We start from the raw sequence: 14098 nt of genomic DNA on the forward strand, positions 1-14098 counted from the left end.
TACAAAACAACGCGGCTTAGGCCGCGTTATTTATTTAGGGACAGGGACACTCGCTGCCTCATAAGGCAGGTAGAAAATGTTGCGGATAGCGAGTAACTACCTCAGGAAGCGTTTAATACTTTGCGTTGCTCTTCCATATAACGCGGCATGGGCCCCGCGTCTTCATAGATCTCTTCACCATCTTCAATGCGGATCACCTTATTGCCCGGTACATAGGGCATCTTGGCTTCCAACTCTTGCAGAGCTTCATGAATCAACGAAGCCACGACTTCTTCTTTTGGCAGCCGGTACATTCGAGCCAGTGCTTCCAGCTTCACCGAATCGGCTTGATACAATGAGAGTGTTTCATCTACCCGGCCGCTGACATGGCGTGCCCGGTTCTCCCATCCTTCAAGAAGTTTTGATAAATTTTGGTTTGGCATATGTGTTTCCCCCTTACAAGCTCACACATTCAGTTTAGAAGCTGTTTTCTGCATTGCAAAAAAAATGATCGCTTATTTAAGGTTAGCGGTCGCTGAATGGATCACTTAAGGTGTTTTTAATTCGTGGCCAGTGAAGGCGGTTTAAATCTGATGCAGTAACCGGCACAATCGGTACCTGATTCAGTAGGAGAAAGATTGATGGCAAATATCAAGCTAATGATAGGCACCGTTTATGGTAATGCAGAGGAGGTTGCAGTTGCCTGTGCTGAAAATTTAAACGCGGCTGGACATCAGGTTGCATTGCTGCGCCGACCTGAGCTTTCCGATCTGCTTGCTGCGGATACCGACGTGCTGCTGTTTTGTTCATCAACCACGGGTCAGGGTGAGTTACCCGATGAAATGTTGCATCTGTATCTGCAGATGAAGGATGCCTGCCCACCCCTGCCACAACTGCGTTATGGCTTGATAGGTCTGGGTGATAGTGGTTATGAGGAATTTGCCGGTGGACCCAAAATGCTTAATGAGCTGTTGTTTGAATTGCAGCTTAAATGTGTAGGGATTCCACTATATATTGATGCTTGTGACACCATGGATCCGGTTGCTGCTGCATTGACTTGGTTAGATGCGTGGCAACAACAGCTTTAGCTGGTTTCTGTATTGGGAACCAGGATTTGTCTGAATGTCAGATTGATGCGTGGTTTTGGGCAAGCGCGGGTTTTCGGTAGGCTATGTTGCCAACATGTTTGTATGCCTGAACCCATCCATAACAGAGAACCGTGGGACAGGTTGATGCCCACCGAGCGTTCATTTTTTGTTCGCATTTTGCGGCGCAGCAAAAAACGTCGTTCAGTTCCCAATGAAATACTGGCGATTTGCGGGTTTTGTCCCAGCTCAGGTTCATCATCACTGTGCCAGCCCATACTGTCATTGCCATCGCGATAAAGGTTGAGCAATACAGAATTAAATCGGTAGCCGGTGTCGGCCAGTAACCGTTCTGCCAGCAGGGCAACGGTGGGGTGCCAGGGGTGTGTGATCAGGCGTTCACCTGAGTAACTGTAACTTACCTCTTTGTCACCCATAAAGTATTGTAATCGAGGTGTTTTTTGTGGTTTTCCAAACAGCCTGACCCGCCCCTGCTGCCACTCGATCTCTGTTAATAATTGATGCAGAAAATGATCAGCTGTTTCGCCGTCTAGATAGTGCTGGTTAAACCATAATTCTCCCGGCGCCAGCTGAATTTTTTCAGCGTGTTTCATAATAGGTCGCGGGTGGCTTGGGCCAGAGCGGGGTGCAGGTCAATCTGGTTCGAGGGGTGAAGTACAGTGTTGCAGGTGATGACATCGGCCTGTTTACTCAGTTGCGTATAAGCCCTGTCGGCAAATAAACCGTGCACTGCAATACAAGTTGCGCGGGGTAACCCCTGTGCGCCAAGCTGCTGCAACGTGGTCAACATGGTTCCGCCGCTGGAGACAATATCGTCCACCAGAATCGGGGTGTGTTGCGAGAAACGCGCAGTATCAAGGGTGGATATTTCCACGTCATAATCACCATGCCGGGTTTTCTGTAGGATTTGATAGGGCGCCCCCGCCAGTTTTGCTACCCGAGACACCCACTGTTCACTTTCGCTGTCAGGACCGATCAGCAGGGGCTGTTTGATTTGTTGTTGAATCCAGTGGGCAATGGCCGGAGCCGCCTCAACCACCCGGGTTTGTAATGTATAGATCTCATTCAAGCTATGGTAGCGGTGCAGGTGCGGATCAACGGTCACCAGCCAATCCAGCGCTTGTGACAGTATCTGGGCAAAGTATCTGGAGGTAATCACTTCCCCGTCGAGAAACGCTTTATCCTGTCGCATGTAGGGCAGGTAAGGAGTGATCAGGCCAATGCGGGTTGCGCCCTGTTCTCGAGCGGCTGCAGCCAGAAACAGCACTTCAAGTAGTTTACTGTTGGGCTGATTCAGATGGCAGCAGATTATTACGCGTCGGTCCCGGCAATCGGTCAGCAGCCGCAGATAATGTTCTCCGTCTGGAAAATTGCGGCGTTCCAGCTGGCCGATTTCAGCTTCCAGCTCTGCCGCCAGCGCAGCGGCCAAAGGGTCTGCCGATAAGGCGTAGATCAGGGCAGGTATCTGTTCAGTTTTCATAACGCTCCAGTTCAATCATTTCAGGATGATCCTCCAGAAACTCCACGGCATAGTTTAACTCCCCCGGGCTTTCGGCATGAAGTGTAAGCAGGGGCTGGTGCTTGCTGAGCCGGTCACCGACTTTACAGTGCAGGTCGACGCCAGAGGCGGGTGAGGCGGGTGCGCCAGCCAGTTTTGCCACCTTGGCCAGCAAGCGGTTATCAAATTGCAGAACCTTGCCACCACCGTTTACCAGATATTCGTAACGGTAAGGTGCGACCGGGGGTGTTTTCAACCCGCCCTGAGCCTGGCAAATCGCCTGGAATTTCTGCCAGGCTTGTCCTGAGCGAAGAATCTCGCTGGCGTGCTGTTCGCCCTCACCGGGTTGGGCGATCTGAGCCATCTCTAGCATGGCACCAGCAACGGCGGCGGCACGTTGAAACAGATCATTGGGCATTGCCGGGTCATTTTGTAATACCTGTAAAATATCCCTGGCCTCCAATGCCGGGCCTATCCCGCGCCCTACTGGCTGGCTGCCATCAGTTAACAACACGGATAGCTCTAGGCCAAGGGTCTCAGCAACGGCTTGGAAACTATCGGCCAGCTGCCTTGCTGCCTGATCACTGCGTACCTTGGCCGTGGGTCCGACCGGGATGTCGATCAGGACATGAGTGGCACCGGCGGCTATTTTTTTGGAGAGTACCGAAGCGATCAATTGTCCTTCGCTGTCTATATCCAGTGCACGTTCCACTTGAATCAACAAATCATCTGAAGGGGATAGCCTGACGGAACCGCCCCACGCAAGACAGCCACCTTCTTTCTTTACCACCCTGCGCATATCCTTGAGGGACAGACTGACAACAGTCAGGGTTTCCATGGTATCGGCGGTGCCAGCGGGCGAAGTGATAGCCCGGGATGAGGTTTTGGGCATGGTCAGACCGGCGGCACACAGAATCGGTACGACGATGGGAGTGGTGCGGTTGCCAGGCAGCCCGCCAACACAATGCTTATCTACCACCATCGGCTGATTCCAGTCGATGCTGTTACCCGAATCGACCATCGCTCGGGTCAGGGCTATAACCTCGTTAATATCCATATTGTCGCCGCTACAGGCGGTGATAAACGCTGCCAGATGCACATCGGCGTAACGCCCCGCAACAATGTCGGCAATGATTTCGTGCAGTTGTTCGGGGGTGAATGATTTGCCGTATACTTTGCCGCGGATGTAGCTGATGGACTGAACTGGCCGGGGATGAGATAGCCAGACTTCCGTCTGTGCTTTCAGTTTGAGGTGGTGCCAGGCTGATTCTGAAAAACCGACGCAGCCCGGTTGCAGCAGATCTCCAGTCACAATGTTGACGGTGGCAATCAGGTGGTGGTGCTGACTGCGCACCAGAACCCGTGACAGGGCAGTGAACCCTTCTGAGTGACAGACTGGGCTGTCTGCACGCAAATAAATGGTGTGTTCCTGGTGAGTGTCCAGGCCAAGCCGACAGGCATGGAGTGCAGTTGTTCGCTCGGGCACAAAACTCATGGCATCCCCTTGTTCTGCAGAGTGAAAAGCCAGGCAGTTGCAACGCCAGGGTGTTAGCAGTTTGCTAGAGTAAGATTAGTCAACAGATTGAGGAATAAGTTGTGTTAACTCAAGAGCAATGTGAAGCCTGTCGTACCGGTGCACCAAAAGTGACTGCGCAGGAAGCAACGGAGCTGCTGCTGCAGCTGCCGCAATGGCAGATATGCACCCAAGAGGGCGTCTCGCGACTGGAGCGGACTTATACCTTCCGCAACTTTGCTGAAGCCCTGGCGTTCACTAATCAGGTAGGGGGGCTGGCTGAGGCAGAACAGCACCATCCGGATATACTCACGGCTTGGGGTCGGGTGGAAGTGGTGTGGTATACCCATAAGATTGGGGGATTGCATCGTAACGATTTTATCTGCGCTGCGCGCTGTGATCTGCTTTATAAGCCAGGCTGAATGCGTTTTGGTGGTGCCTGTTTGAGTGCATTCAGTCATTTGCCAGTGTTCGGCTTGCTGCTAGAATAGCCAGCCTTATTGGTATAATGCATTGGGAATTTGGCAATGGAACGTAGATTCAGACTGGTACTGGCATGCCCTGACCGGGTGGGCATTGTGGCGATGGTGAGTAATTTTATCTCCAGTCATGGCGGTTCTATTGCCGATGCTAATCAGCACAGTGATGGTTCCACCGGATGGTTTTTTATGCGGGTTGAGATCAGCGCCTGCACTTTGCCCTTTTCGCTGGATGAACTGCGTGTCGCCTTTACACCGATTGCTAAGTCATTTCAGATGGAATGGGAGATTAGTGATTCGGGTAAACCGAAAAAAGTGGTGTTGATGGCCAGTCGAGAATCGCATTGTCTGGCTGACTTGCTGTATCGTTACCATGAGCAAGAGTTGGATTGTGAAATCCCTTGTGTCATTTCCAATCATGATGATCTACGCAGCATGGTGGAATGGCATAAAATACCTTTCCTACATGTGCCGGTTGATCGTGACAACAAACAACTTCACTTTGAACGGGTGAGTCAGCTGATTCGGGAGTACCAGGCTGACGTGGTGGTGCTGGCGCGCTATATGCAAATTTTGCCGCAAGATATTTGCGACAGTTATGCGCACCGGATTATTAATATTCACCACAGTTTCCTACCATCTTTCGCCGGTGCTCGGCCTTATCACCAGGCTCACGAGCGTGGTGTAAAGCTGATTGGTGCCACCTGTCATTATGTGACAGCTGATCTGGATGCAGGTCCGATTATTGACCAGGATGTGATTCGTATCAGTCACCGAGATCGCCCAGAAGATATGGTTCGCCTGGGACGTGATGTGGAAAAAGCGGTTTTAGCGCGAGGTTTGCGTTGGCATCTGGAAGACCGGATCTTGGTGCAGGGAAATAAAACCGTCGTATTTAATTGATCCCCGACGTGGAACCTTCTACATTGGCGAAAAGAAGTGGAAACAGCGGCTAAAGATCAATAACCGGCCACCGCTCACTGTATTAGCATAACCAACAATAATCAGGTAACCATGTGGTTGCCGTTTGCCCGTGCATGTGATGGAGGAAAGGGGATGTTAAGATCAGTCAAAGCTCAGGACTATATGACAAGAGATCTGGTGACATTTAAGCCAGATACTGATCTATTTCAGGCAATCAACATGTTGCTGGAATACCGTATTAGCGGTGCACCAGTGGTGGATGAGAATGGTTGCCTGGTAGGACTGATTTCGGAAGGTGACTGTCTCAAGGCGATATTGACGCTGACCTATCATGAAGAAGAGATGGGTGGTGTGGTCGGTACTTACATGACGCGTGATGTACAAACGATTCCTCATGACGCAGATATCATTCGGGTAGCGAATGAATTTATTCAGAATAGTCGCCGTCGTTTTCCAGTTGTAAAAGAAGGCCGTTTGATTGGCCAGATCAGCCGCCGCGATGTGCTGCGTGCTGTTGAGAAGTTCGCTCAAAATAGTTAACCCAACCCCTGCGTCTGGACCATTTGAGTAGTCTGTTCGTGGCAAGGAATACACGTTGTAATGAGTTTCCAGTTCCCGGAGTCCCCGCTGCTGCTGTACCCATCCCTGATTGATGCTTTGGGGGTGGACGGGGCGCTGCTGTTAACGCTATATCATCAGCACAGTCAGCAGCAGGGAAATAGCAGCTGGCAGCTGGATAATGCAGCCTGGTTGGCGTTAGCGCGCTACTGGGAAGAGGACCAGGTTGCACAGCTAACCTCCATGCTGGTTGAGGCGGGTTATATCGATGCCCGTTTTAGCCCGGAAGGGGCTGTAAAGGTGCGGTTTTTGGATTTCAGCGAAGATACGCAGTTAGATTATTCTGAAGCAGCGTCGGCTGAAGTGGTGAGTCGTTTGCCTGTCCTGGAAACGAGCCCGCCGCGACCCAAACCCTTAGCTGAGACGGTGCCTCAGGCCGGTGTGGGGCCTGCGCCAACCTTTGGAGGTAGTATCGGTTGGGCCAGAAATAATCGTCAGGGCGATGAACTACATGCCTTATTCCAACAGCATGAAACTCGCAACCAGCAACTGCACACCATGCATATGGGCTGGCAGCCCTCCGAAAATTTTTTTGCTCTGTTGCCCCGGCACAATATAGCCAATGACTTTGCGCGTGGCTGTGTCGATGAGTTTGTTCTTTACTGGCTGGATAAAGATCGTAAAGAAACCAATTGGGATCAGAAATTTCTTGGTTGGGTAAAGCGAGAGTGGGTGCATAAACAGACTGAAGCCGGCCGTCAGCAACGTATTCAACAAGAGCGTAAATCAGGGGAGTTCCATGAAAACGCCCGCAAAGATACTCGGGAAAACCGAAAACGGGTTACCCAAGCCATCATGGACATCAGAGACACCGACTGGTAAGTCAGAAAAATCTGCCAGTGCTACCCTGAGTGTTGAAATTAAATCTCTGGTGAACATGATCTTCGCCCGGTTTATGGCCATTTATGGTCATAAATTCAAAAGCTGCTTTGAAACGCAGGACGAGATCCGTATCGCTAAACGTGAGTGGGCGATGAGCCTGCAAGGCTATTCCGAAGCTGAATTGGTTGCTGCCGTTGATCAGTGCAAGCTGCAATATGCCTGGATGCCGACCATTGCTGAGTTTGTTGGCGTGTTGCGTGATTTGACAGGCGATTGTGGTTTGCCTCCAGTGTTGCAGGCCTACCAGGAAGCTGGGCGTTTTGCTGATGCTCCATCCAGTCACCGTTGGTCCCATCCCGCCGTCTACCATGCTGGCAAATTAACAGGTTGGTTTCGATTACGTACTGAACCTGATATTCGGATTATGCCGGATTTTCGCTATCAATATGACAGGATCTGTCAGCGGGTCAGGGCGGGTGAAAGTCTGGATATCCCTCGCGTGGAAGGATTGCCTGATCAGCAAGACCAGTCATTGTTTAGCTTTATTCAAACTTGGGGTGAGCAGCATGGTATTGCGCCGGAAATCGCTAGCAAATGGCTGTTTTACCTGACCAAACCCAAGGGTAGTCAGGTGCGTGCACGCTACCGCCAACAGGCTCAGAAGCAGGCTGATCAGCAGGGTATCACGCTGCCAGACGATTTCCGCTAGGACGGGCTGTACAATCTGTCGTTAATGGGTGGTGAACGTCTGCCCAAACATCTCACCGATTGCCTTACTCAGCATTTCGCTGCGCTGATTGCTGCGGAACTGCAACAGAATCAGACCGCGCAGTGCGGGTATAAACATCAGATCCGATAAAATGCGCGAAAAGCCGGCTTGGCCTGCTTTGCCTGCTGCTAGTTTCTCCAGGAAGGGGTGTAGGAGTTCTGGGTGTTGCAATGCGTCGGTACAACGAGTTGCGATGGCGGCAATCACTTCTGCTTCAAGGGCATAATCGGAATTCAAAATTTGCAGTAACAATGCGTTTTTGCGGGCCTGATCACGACCATTAGAGAGGCCGCGTATCAGTGCAGCAATGTGGTTACCGCTGGCGTTGCCGCGTTGCAGGGTCTGTTCCGTTCGCAGACAGAGCGCTTCGAACAGTTCATGCGTGGGTTCGATATGCTCCAGACAGGTACAGAGTACCTCGAAGGGGGCATCTGGCAGTGAAGGAATAGCGTTGCTGATGAGTTGACTGTTGTTGTCTTGCTGATGCCGAATAACCAGATCGGCAATTCCCTGGAAACCCAGTGCTTGCCAGTTTTCAAATCGGTCACGGCCGCTGAAGTAATCTTGCGCGCCAGCGTAGTAGTTGGAAGCAGGCTCCACGGTGGCGAGGGTTGAACAGGCGTGAAATACCGCCATCTTTTCTTGATCCGGGGTAAAAGAGAAGGGGTTGTCCTTCAGTGCATCCGGAGTATCTTTGTCGCCACCACTATTCAGCAGGTTAGAGGCGTTTTGTAACAGGCGATTGAGTAGATCATCGCGCACTGCCTGCATCAGGTAGCCTTGTTCATCCAGTGGTAGTTTAAGGAACCATACGACCCCTTGGGTTTTGTCCTTAGGATTCCACAGCATTAGGGCAAGCCAGGCATGGTGCAGGTAAGGTAGTGGATAAGGGATCTGCTGCTGCTCAATTTTGGCAAATTGCTCGACAGTTAATTTGCTGATACGACGTCCCATATCGAAAAAACGTAGTTGGGCACCGCTATTGCGCAGTAATTCGGTGAGTGAAGTTATCTCTGTCATGGATCGATCCCGCTTTACAAGGCTCGCGATTTTAACAGGTCCAGTAAACGAACTGTAGCGCTGTAGTGGCTGGCTAATATGTCCTTTATCCCGATGGGCTGGATAATGAGACATCACTTAATAAAAGAGGATGTGCGCAGAAAATAGATGGCAGTTTTGAATGCTCTGGCCTGACGTAGGTGCTTGTTCAAGAGCAAGAGAGTCTTTTAGGTATTTTCGGCCACCGTGATCTGCTGCTGAAGGGTTTGGGCAGTGCCAGAACCGGGTCAGTGAACCCGGTTGAGTGCCTGGTCCAGTTGCTTGATAAGTCTTAACAGATCCTGAGTATCCGCAGCCAACTGTTTTACGGCCTCTTCGGCATAGGGTGCGATATGACAGTTGCTTGGCAAGCAGTGATTTTGCTGAATGATCCAATCCAGCCGGGGTAACATAATCCATTGTAGCCACTGATCAAAACTCAAAGTATCGATGGCAAAAGGCTGACGACTTGCCAGTGCTTCATTACTGGGAGGCGTAGCCGCCCAGAGATCGAGGTGTTTCATTTCGGCTTCAATTTTAATCAGCAAGTGTTTAACCGGGTGCATAGGGGGTTAACTTCTCCGTGCGGCTTTAAGTGTGTCCGCGATAAGGAATGCCAGTTCTAGGGCTTGTTCACCATTCAGACGGGGATCGCAGTGGGTGTGATAGCGATCGGCCAAATTGTGTTCAGTGATCTGGTAGGCGCCACCAATGCATTCTGTGACATTTTGGCCCGTCATTTCAAAGTGCACGCCACCGGCATGAGTTCCCTCTGCCTGATGTACAGCAAAGAAACCTTTCATCTCCTGCAGGATGGCATCCACGCTGCGGGTTTTATAGCCGTTGTGGGCTTTTATGGTGTTGCCATGCATAGGGTCGCAGCTCCAAACGACGGCGTGACCTGAGTTGGTCACAGCGCGCACCAGAGCTGGTAGCTTTTCTGTCACCTGTTGACTGCCCATGCGACTGATGAGAGTGATGCGACCGGGTATGTTGTCCGGATTAAGCTTTTCCAGCAGGCGGTTCAGTTCAGCCGGGTCCGAGGTTGGGCCGAGCTTAATACCCAATGGGTTTTTGACGCCGCGTAGGAATTCAACATGTGCATGGTCCGGATGTCGGGTGCGATCACCGATCCACAGCATATGCGCTGAACAGTCATACCAGTGCCCGCTGAGGCTGTCCTGTCGTGTCAGTGCCTGCTCATAACCGAGTAACAACGCCTCATGGGAGGTATATAGGCTTGTCTCATGCAGTTGTGGGGTATTGTTTGGATTAATGCCGCAAGCTGCCATGAAGCGCAAAGCCTGGTCGATTTGATCTGCCAGCTGTTGATACTTTTCACCCTGCGGACTGGCGGCAACAAAACCCTGGTTCCAGGTATGTACTTGCTGCAGGTCAGCAAACCCGCCCTGAGCAAATGCGCGTAATAGATTAAGGGTTGCAGTGGCTTGATGGTAAGCCGCTAACAGTCGCGCCGGATCAGCTTTTCTGGCATCACTGGTGAAGTTGATATCGTTGACGATATCGCCCCGGTAGCTGGGCAGGGTGAGGTCGCCCTGTGTCTCTTCTGCACTGGAGCGCGGCTTGGCATATTGTCCGGCCATGCGCCCGACCTTGATGACCGGACAACTGCCAGCAAAGGTTAAAACAATAGCCATCTGCATCAGCAGCTTGAATGTGTCACGGATTTTATTTGCATTGAATTCGCTGAAGCTCTCGGCGCAGTCACCTCCCTGAAGCAGAAAGCCATGCCCCTGGGCAACGTTACCGAGTTGCTGAGTCAGCGCGTCAATCTCACCGGCAAATACCAATGGCGGCAGGTCAGCTAGGGTCTTTTCCGCCGCTGCTAGACTGGCCGGGTCTTGATAATCGGGTTGTTGCTGAACAGGAAAAGCGCGCCAACTAGAAGGTTGCCACTTGGGTGCAGACATGGTCTCTCCTTACAACTGCATGGCTGGTTTGAGTATATATTTTTAGACCCTGTGGGGCAGGGCCAGGGCCAGCGTCAGGCGGACTTGATACCGGTCAGGGTACGGAATGAGATCTCCTTGGCGGTATTCAGGAAGTCCACCATAAAATCTGCGTTTTGCTGATCTTCACGGATGGCAGCATGCAGTGTGCACCAAATCCCCTTTTCGCCGAGAGGTTTAGAGGCGATGTAGTCACGTTGCAGGTATTCATGCAAAGCCCAGTTAGGCAAAGCGGCAACGCCGCGTCCGCTGGCGACTAGCTGCAGCATCATTAGGGTTAGTTCGGCCGTGCGTGTTGCGGCAGGCTCTACGCCGGCGGGATCGAGAAAATTACGAAATATATCCAGCCTTTGTTGGTCGACTGGGTAGGTGATCAATGTTTCCTTGGCCAGATCTTCGGCGTGGACGAAACGGCGTGCCATCAGGCGATGCTGTTTACTGATCGCCAGTCGTGACTCATAGGTGAAAAGGGGTAGGTAGATAATGCCGTTGCGTGGTTCTGGATCGGAAGTGATCACCAAATCCAGGTCACCTCTTGCCAAGGCAGGCAGCGGCTGAAAGCTGAAGCCGCTGGATAGATCCAGTTCGACTTCTGGCCAGTGCTGGCGGAAATGGTCAATAGTTGGCATCAGCCAGTCAAAGCAGCTGTGACACTCGATACATATATTCAGGCGCCCTGCAGCGCCACCGGCGAGCCGCGCAATATCCCGCTCGGCATTACGAATCATAGGCAGAATTTCATCTGCCAGGCTGAGTAACCGCTGGCCAGCACTGGTGAAGCAAATAGGCTTCGTCTTACGGATAAACAGTGAGCAGTCGAGACGATCCTCAAGATCTTTAATCTGGTGGGACAGAGCGGACTGCGTAAGGTGAATTCTCTCTGCTGCTTCCACCAAACTACCTGCATCACGCAGGGCGGAGAGCGTTTTCAAGTGACGCAACTCTATCATTCAGTTATCTCCGATTACATCAGCTTACGCAGTATAGTATGGCAGAGGAAAAACAGATCGGTTCCCAGGATCTGTTTTGACCGTCTGTGGCAGTATATATGCAGCAGGTTATGCAGTGGCGGGTAAAACTCAGCGCTTGACCAGCAAAAACTCCAATAGAGCTTTTTGGGCATGTAACCTGTTTTCAGCCTCATCAAAGACCACTGAGCGCGGATCTTCCAGCATATCCTCACTGACTTCTTCACCACGGTGGGCTGGCAAGCAATGCATGAACAGGGCGTCGGCTGCTGCCAGATCCATAAGCTCAGGTGAGACCTGGAAACCGTCGAACTGCTCCATGCGCTCCTCTTGCTCATCTTCCTGGCCCATTGAGGCCCAGACATCAGTTACCACTAAATGGCTACCGGCAACTGCCTCTTCTGGCGTGTCACAGATTGTGACCCTGTTTTGGTTCTCAGTCACCAGTTTATTGGCGGGGTCAAAACCAGACGGGCAGGCGATACGCAGCTGAAAATCAAATTGTCGTGCGGCGTTAATGTAGGAGTGGCACATGTTGTTGCCATCGCCAATCCAGCTGACGGTTTTGCCAGCGATATCGCCACGCACCTCAAAGAAGGTCTGCATATCCGCCAGTAGCTGGCAGGGATGATACACATCCGTTAACGCATTGATCACCGGGACGCTGGAGTTCGCGGCAAACTCTTCAACCAGGGTATGGCTGAAGGTACGAATCATCACTACATCGACCATGCTGGAGATCACACGAGCGCTGTCACTAATTGGTTCGCCCCGGCCCAGTTGAGTGTCCCGCGGAGAGAGGAACATGGCATGGCCACCAAATTGCGCCATGCCTGCCTCAAAAGAGACGCGGGTACGGGTCGATGACTTTTCAAAGATCATCGCCATGACCTGGTTTTTCAGGGGCTCATAAACCTCACCCCGGTTACGCATTGCCTTGAGTTCTGTGGCGCGATGAATTATGGAACGCAACTCATCAGGCGTCATATCCAGCAAGGTGAGGAAGTGTCGGGTGCTCATTACAGGGCTATTCTCTTTTTTGATGAGGCTACTGAGTCACCGGTTCGTCCGCAGCATAAACCTTAATAAGGCGGGACACGGTATTGACCAGTAGATCTGCTTCGCTGTCCGTCATGGTCAGTGGAGGTAGCATTCGGATAACCTTACCGCCGCCGGTGACATTCAGCAATATTCCTTTTACTTTTGCCAGAACTGCGAGTTCGGCTCCCGCTTCATTCAGCTCGATTGCCAGGAGCAAACCCTTGCCCCGAATATCGCTGATATAAGGCGCGTCTTTGAGTTCCTGCCGGAAACCAGCAAGTATTCGTTCGCTCAGGCTAGCTGCGCGGTCACACAGTTTCTCTTCGATAATGGTATCCACTACGGCTAACGCGGCCGCACAGGCCAGTGGGTTGCCACCATAGGTGGAACCGTGTGAGCCAGGCACCAGAATGCCAGCTGCCTTACCTTGTGCCAAACAAGCGCCGATCGGCATGCCGTTACCCAGTCCTTTGGCGGTGGTTACGACATCAGGCAGGATATTATTGTGTTGGTAAGCGAAGTATTTGCCGCTGCGGCCATTACCGCTTTGAACTTCATCGAGTATCAGCAGTAAATTGCGTTCATTACAGATGTCGCGTAGCTGATTAAGGTAATCGTCGGCAGGAATGCGAATGCCTGATTCACCCTGAATGGGTTCCACCATAACGGCTACGATATTGGGGTTGTTTTCCGCAATGTTGCGAACCGCCTCAACATCATCGAAAGGCGCGCGCACGAAACCGCTGACCAGTGGTTCAAAACCGGCCTGTGCGCCACGATTACCAGTCGCGCTCAGCGTTGCCATGGTACGGCCATGAAATGCGTTATCCATCACAATGATGGATGGGTTCTCGATATTCAGTACCTGATGACCGTATCGACGTGCCAGTTTGATGGCGGCTTCATTGGCTTCAGCGCCTGAATTGCAAAAGAAAACACTCTCCATGCCAGACACTTGAGTCAGGCGCTTGGCAAGTTCCTGTTGGCGGGGAATGGTATACAGATTAGAGGTGTGGATCAGTTTGCTGGCTTGGTCGCAGATAGCATGGGTTACTGCTGGGTGGGAGTGACCCAGGCCACAGACGGCAATGCCACTCAGCGCATCCAGATATTTGTTGCCATCGGTATCAAACAGCCAGCTGCCTTCCCCGTGCTCGAACGCGACGGAGAGCCGGTTATAGGTATTCATTAAGGAATCTTGAGGCATGTTTTTCCCCTACAACGCAAAAAGGCAGCCAAGGCTGCCAAACAAAGAAGCCATCATATTCAGCTTGAAGCCCGTTGGCAAGCGCCAAAAGGGGCTGGGAGTAGGCCTTTTTGTTGTGCGGGTGCGGCAAGTTGGGTTTGGACTCATGCAGGGGGATGTGGTGAAA

The 14098-nt window shown here is 51.8% G+C and carries 16 protein-coding genes; 6 read left to right on the plus strand and 10 right to left on the minus strand.

Annotation, left to right across the window (positions count from 1 at the left end):
* Positions 1-101: 101 nt before the first annotated feature.
* Entirely contained in the window at positions 102-422 is a 321-nt protein-coding gene (locus ACFVYJ_RS09550; RefSeq protein ID WP_419415263.1) for a hypothetical protein, read from the minus strand.
* A 198-nt stretch (positions 423-620) separates the two neighbouring features.
* Here ACFVYJ_RS09550 and ACFVYJ_RS09555 point away from each other — a divergent pair, with 198 nt between their 5' ends.
* The gene (locus tag ACFVYJ_RS09555) at positions 621-1067 is read left to right on the plus strand and encodes a flavodoxin domain-containing protein (RefSeq protein ID WP_419415262.1); all 447 of its coding nucleotides are present in this window, start codon (positions 621-623) and stop codon (positions 1065-1067) included.
* Here ACFVYJ_RS09555 and ACFVYJ_RS09560 read toward each other — a convergent pair.
* Genes ACFVYJ_RS09560 through ACFVYJ_RS09570 form a run of 3 tightly spaced genes read right to left on the minus strand, consistent with a single transcriptional unit; the run spans position 1064 to position 4078 of the window.
* Complete coding sequence (locus tag ACFVYJ_RS09560) at positions 1064-1678, minus strand: alpha-ketoglutarate-dependent dioxygenase AlkB family protein (protein WP_419415261.1); 615 nt, start codon at positions 1676-1678, stop codon at positions 1064-1066. The genes ACFVYJ_RS09555 and ACFVYJ_RS09560 overlap by 4 nt on opposite strands.
* Positions 1675-2565, minus strand: coding sequence for a ribose-phosphate pyrophosphokinase (locus tag ACFVYJ_RS09565; RefSeq protein ID WP_419415260.1), 891 nt, complete (start codon positions 2563-2565; stop codon positions 1675-1677). The genes ACFVYJ_RS09560 and ACFVYJ_RS09565 overlap by 4 nt, the downstream gene beginning before the upstream one ends.
* Complete coding sequence (locus ACFVYJ_RS09570; RefSeq protein ID WP_419415259.1) at positions 2555-4078, minus strand: thymidine phosphorylase family protein; 1524 nt, start codon at positions 4076-4078, stop codon at positions 2555-2557. The genes ACFVYJ_RS09565 and ACFVYJ_RS09570 overlap by 11 nt, the downstream gene beginning before the upstream one ends.
* A 101-nt stretch (positions 4079-4179) precedes the next feature.
* Between ACFVYJ_RS09570 and ACFVYJ_RS09575 the strand changes: the two genes are divergently transcribed.
* The 5 genes from ACFVYJ_RS09575 (at position 4180) to ACFVYJ_RS09595 (ending at position 7648) form a co-directional block, all read left to right on the plus strand.
* Positions 4180-4518: a 4a-hydroxytetrahydrobiopterin dehydratase gene (locus tag ACFVYJ_RS09575; RefSeq protein ID WP_419415258.1), complete on the plus strand. Its 339-nt coding sequence runs from the start codon at positions 4180-4182 to the stop codon at positions 4516-4518.
* 105 nt (positions 4519-4623) lie between these two features.
* Entirely contained in the window at positions 4624-5478 is an 855-nt protein-coding gene (purU, locus tag ACFVYJ_RS09580) for a formyltetrahydrofolate deformylase (protein ID WP_419415257.1), read from the plus strand.
* Between the two features lie 153 nt (positions 5479-5631).
* Positions 5632-6039: a CBS domain-containing protein gene (locus ACFVYJ_RS09585; protein WP_419415256.1), complete on the plus strand. Its 408-nt coding sequence runs from the start codon at positions 5632-5634 to the stop codon at positions 6037-6039.
* A 60-nt stretch (positions 6040-6099) separates the two neighbouring features.
* A complete protein-coding gene (locus ACFVYJ_RS09590) occupies positions 6100-6939 on the plus strand; it encodes a DnaT-like ssDNA-binding domain-containing protein (RefSeq protein ID WP_419415255.1) in 840 nt (279 codons plus the stop codon).
* Complete coding sequence (locus ACFVYJ_RS09595) at positions 6857-7648, plus strand: replication protein P (protein WP_419415254.1); 792 nt, start codon at positions 6857-6859, stop codon at positions 7646-7648. The genes ACFVYJ_RS09590 and ACFVYJ_RS09595 overlap by 83 nt, the downstream gene beginning before the upstream one ends.
* A gap of 21 nt (positions 7649-7669) precedes the next feature.
* On the opposite strand, the gene ACFVYJ_RS09600 is transcribed toward ACFVYJ_RS09595, so the two are convergent.
* The 6 genes from ACFVYJ_RS09600 to ACFVYJ_RS09625 all read right to left on the minus strand — a co-directional run bounded on the left by ACFVYJ_RS09600 (position 7670) and on the right by ACFVYJ_RS09625 (position 13932).
* Entirely contained in the window at positions 7670-8728 is a 1059-nt protein-coding gene (locus ACFVYJ_RS09600) for a DUF3549 family protein (protein WP_419415253.1), read from the minus strand.
* Between the two features lie 266 nt (positions 8729-8994).
* Positions 8995-9312 (minus strand): YqcC family protein, encoded by a 318-nt coding sequence (locus ACFVYJ_RS09605; RefSeq protein ID WP_419415252.1) that lies wholly within the window; start codon positions 9310-9312, stop codon positions 8995-8997.
* 6 nt (positions 9313-9318) lie between these two features.
* Positions 9319-10677 carry a class II 3-deoxy-7-phosphoheptulonate synthase gene (locus ACFVYJ_RS09610; protein ID WP_419415251.1) on the minus strand — a complete coding sequence of 453 codons (1359 nt, stop codon included), beginning with the start codon at positions 10675-10677 and terminating at the stop codon, positions 9319-9321.
* A gap of 74 nt (positions 10678-10751) precedes the next feature.
* On the minus strand, positions 10752-11666 hold the full coding sequence (locus tag ACFVYJ_RS09615) for a LysR family transcriptional regulator (RefSeq protein WP_419415250.1): 915 nt from the start codon (positions 11664-11666) through the stop codon (positions 10752-10754).
* A 129-nt stretch (positions 11667-11795) separates the two neighbouring features.
* Positions 11796-12704, minus strand: a complete 909-nt coding sequence (argF, locus tag ACFVYJ_RS09620) for an ornithine carbamoyltransferase (RefSeq protein WP_419415249.1) — start codon at positions 12702-12704, stop codon at positions 11796-11798.
* A gap of 28 nt (positions 12705-12732) precedes the next feature.
* Positions 12733-13932, minus strand: coding sequence for an aspartate aminotransferase family protein (locus tag ACFVYJ_RS09625; protein WP_419415248.1), 1200 nt, complete (start codon positions 13930-13932; stop codon positions 12733-12735).
* Positions 13933-14098 lie beyond the last annotated feature (166 nt).

This window comes from Pontibacter sp. JAM-7 (assembly GCF_048548695.2).
In the GTDB taxonomy this organism is placed as follows: domain Bacteria; phylum Pseudomonadota; class Gammaproteobacteria; order Pseudomonadales; family Balneatricaceae; genus Neptuniibacter.

What these genes read in the sequence shown, in the direction of transcription:
- ACFVYJ_RS09550 (WP_419415263.1), bottom strand. Translation starts at nt 422, where the DNA reads ATGCCAAACCAAAATTTATCAAAACTTCTTGAAGGATGGGAGAACCGG.
- ACFVYJ_RS09555 (WP_419415262.1), top strand. Translation starts at nt 621, where the DNA reads ATGGCAAATATCAAGCTAATGATAGGCACCGTTTATGGTAATGCAGAG.
- ACFVYJ_RS09560 (WP_419415261.1), bottom strand. Translation starts at nt 1,678, where the DNA reads ATGAAACACGCTGAAAAAATTCAGCTGGCGCCGGGAGAATTATGGTTT.
- ACFVYJ_RS09565 (WP_419415260.1), bottom strand. Translation starts at nt 2,565, where the DNA reads ATGAAAACTGAACAGATACCTGCCCTGATCTACGCCTTATCGGCAGAC.
- ACFVYJ_RS09570 (WP_419415259.1), bottom strand. Translation starts at nt 4,078, where the DNA reads ATGAGTTTTGTGCCCGAGCGAACAACTGCACTCCATGCCTGTCGGCTT.
- purU (WP_419415257.1), top strand. Translation starts at nt 4,624, where the DNA reads ATGGAACGTAGATTCAGACTGGTACTGGCATGCCCTGACCGGGTGGGC.
- ACFVYJ_RS09585 (WP_419415256.1), top strand. Translation starts at nt 5,632, where the DNA reads ATGTTAAGATCAGTCAAAGCTCAGGACTATATGACAAGAGATCTGGTG.
- ACFVYJ_RS09590 (WP_419415255.1), top strand. Translation starts at nt 6,100, where the DNA reads ATGAGTTTCCAGTTCCCGGAGTCCCCGCTGCTGCTGTACCCATCCCTG.
- ACFVYJ_RS09595 (WP_419415254.1), top strand. Translation starts at nt 6,857, where the DNA reads ATGAAAACGCCCGCAAAGATACTCGGGAAAACCGAAAACGGGTTACCC.
- ACFVYJ_RS09600 (WP_419415253.1), bottom strand. Translation starts at nt 8,728, where the DNA reads ATGACAGAGATAACTTCACTCACCGAATTACTGCGCAATAGCGGTGCC.
- ACFVYJ_RS09605 (WP_419415252.1), bottom strand. Translation starts at nt 9,312, where the DNA reads ATGCACCCGGTTAAACACTTGCTGATTAAAATTGAAGCCGAAATGAAA.
- ACFVYJ_RS09610 (WP_419415251.1), bottom strand. Translation starts at nt 10,677, where the DNA reads ATGTCTGCACCCAAGTGGCAACCTTCTAGTTGGCGCGCTTTTCCTGTT.
- ACFVYJ_RS09615 (WP_419415250.1), bottom strand. Translation starts at nt 11,666, where the DNA reads ATGATAGAGTTGCGTCACTTGAAAACGCTCTCCGCCCTGCGTGATGCA.
- argF (WP_419415249.1), bottom strand. Translation starts at nt 12,704, where the DNA reads ATGAGCACCCGACACTTCCTCACCTTGCTGGATATGACGCCTGATGAG.
- ACFVYJ_RS09625 (WP_419415248.1), bottom strand. Translation starts at nt 13,932, where the DNA reads ATGCCTCAAGATTCCTTAATGAATACCTATAACCGGCTCTCCGTCGCG.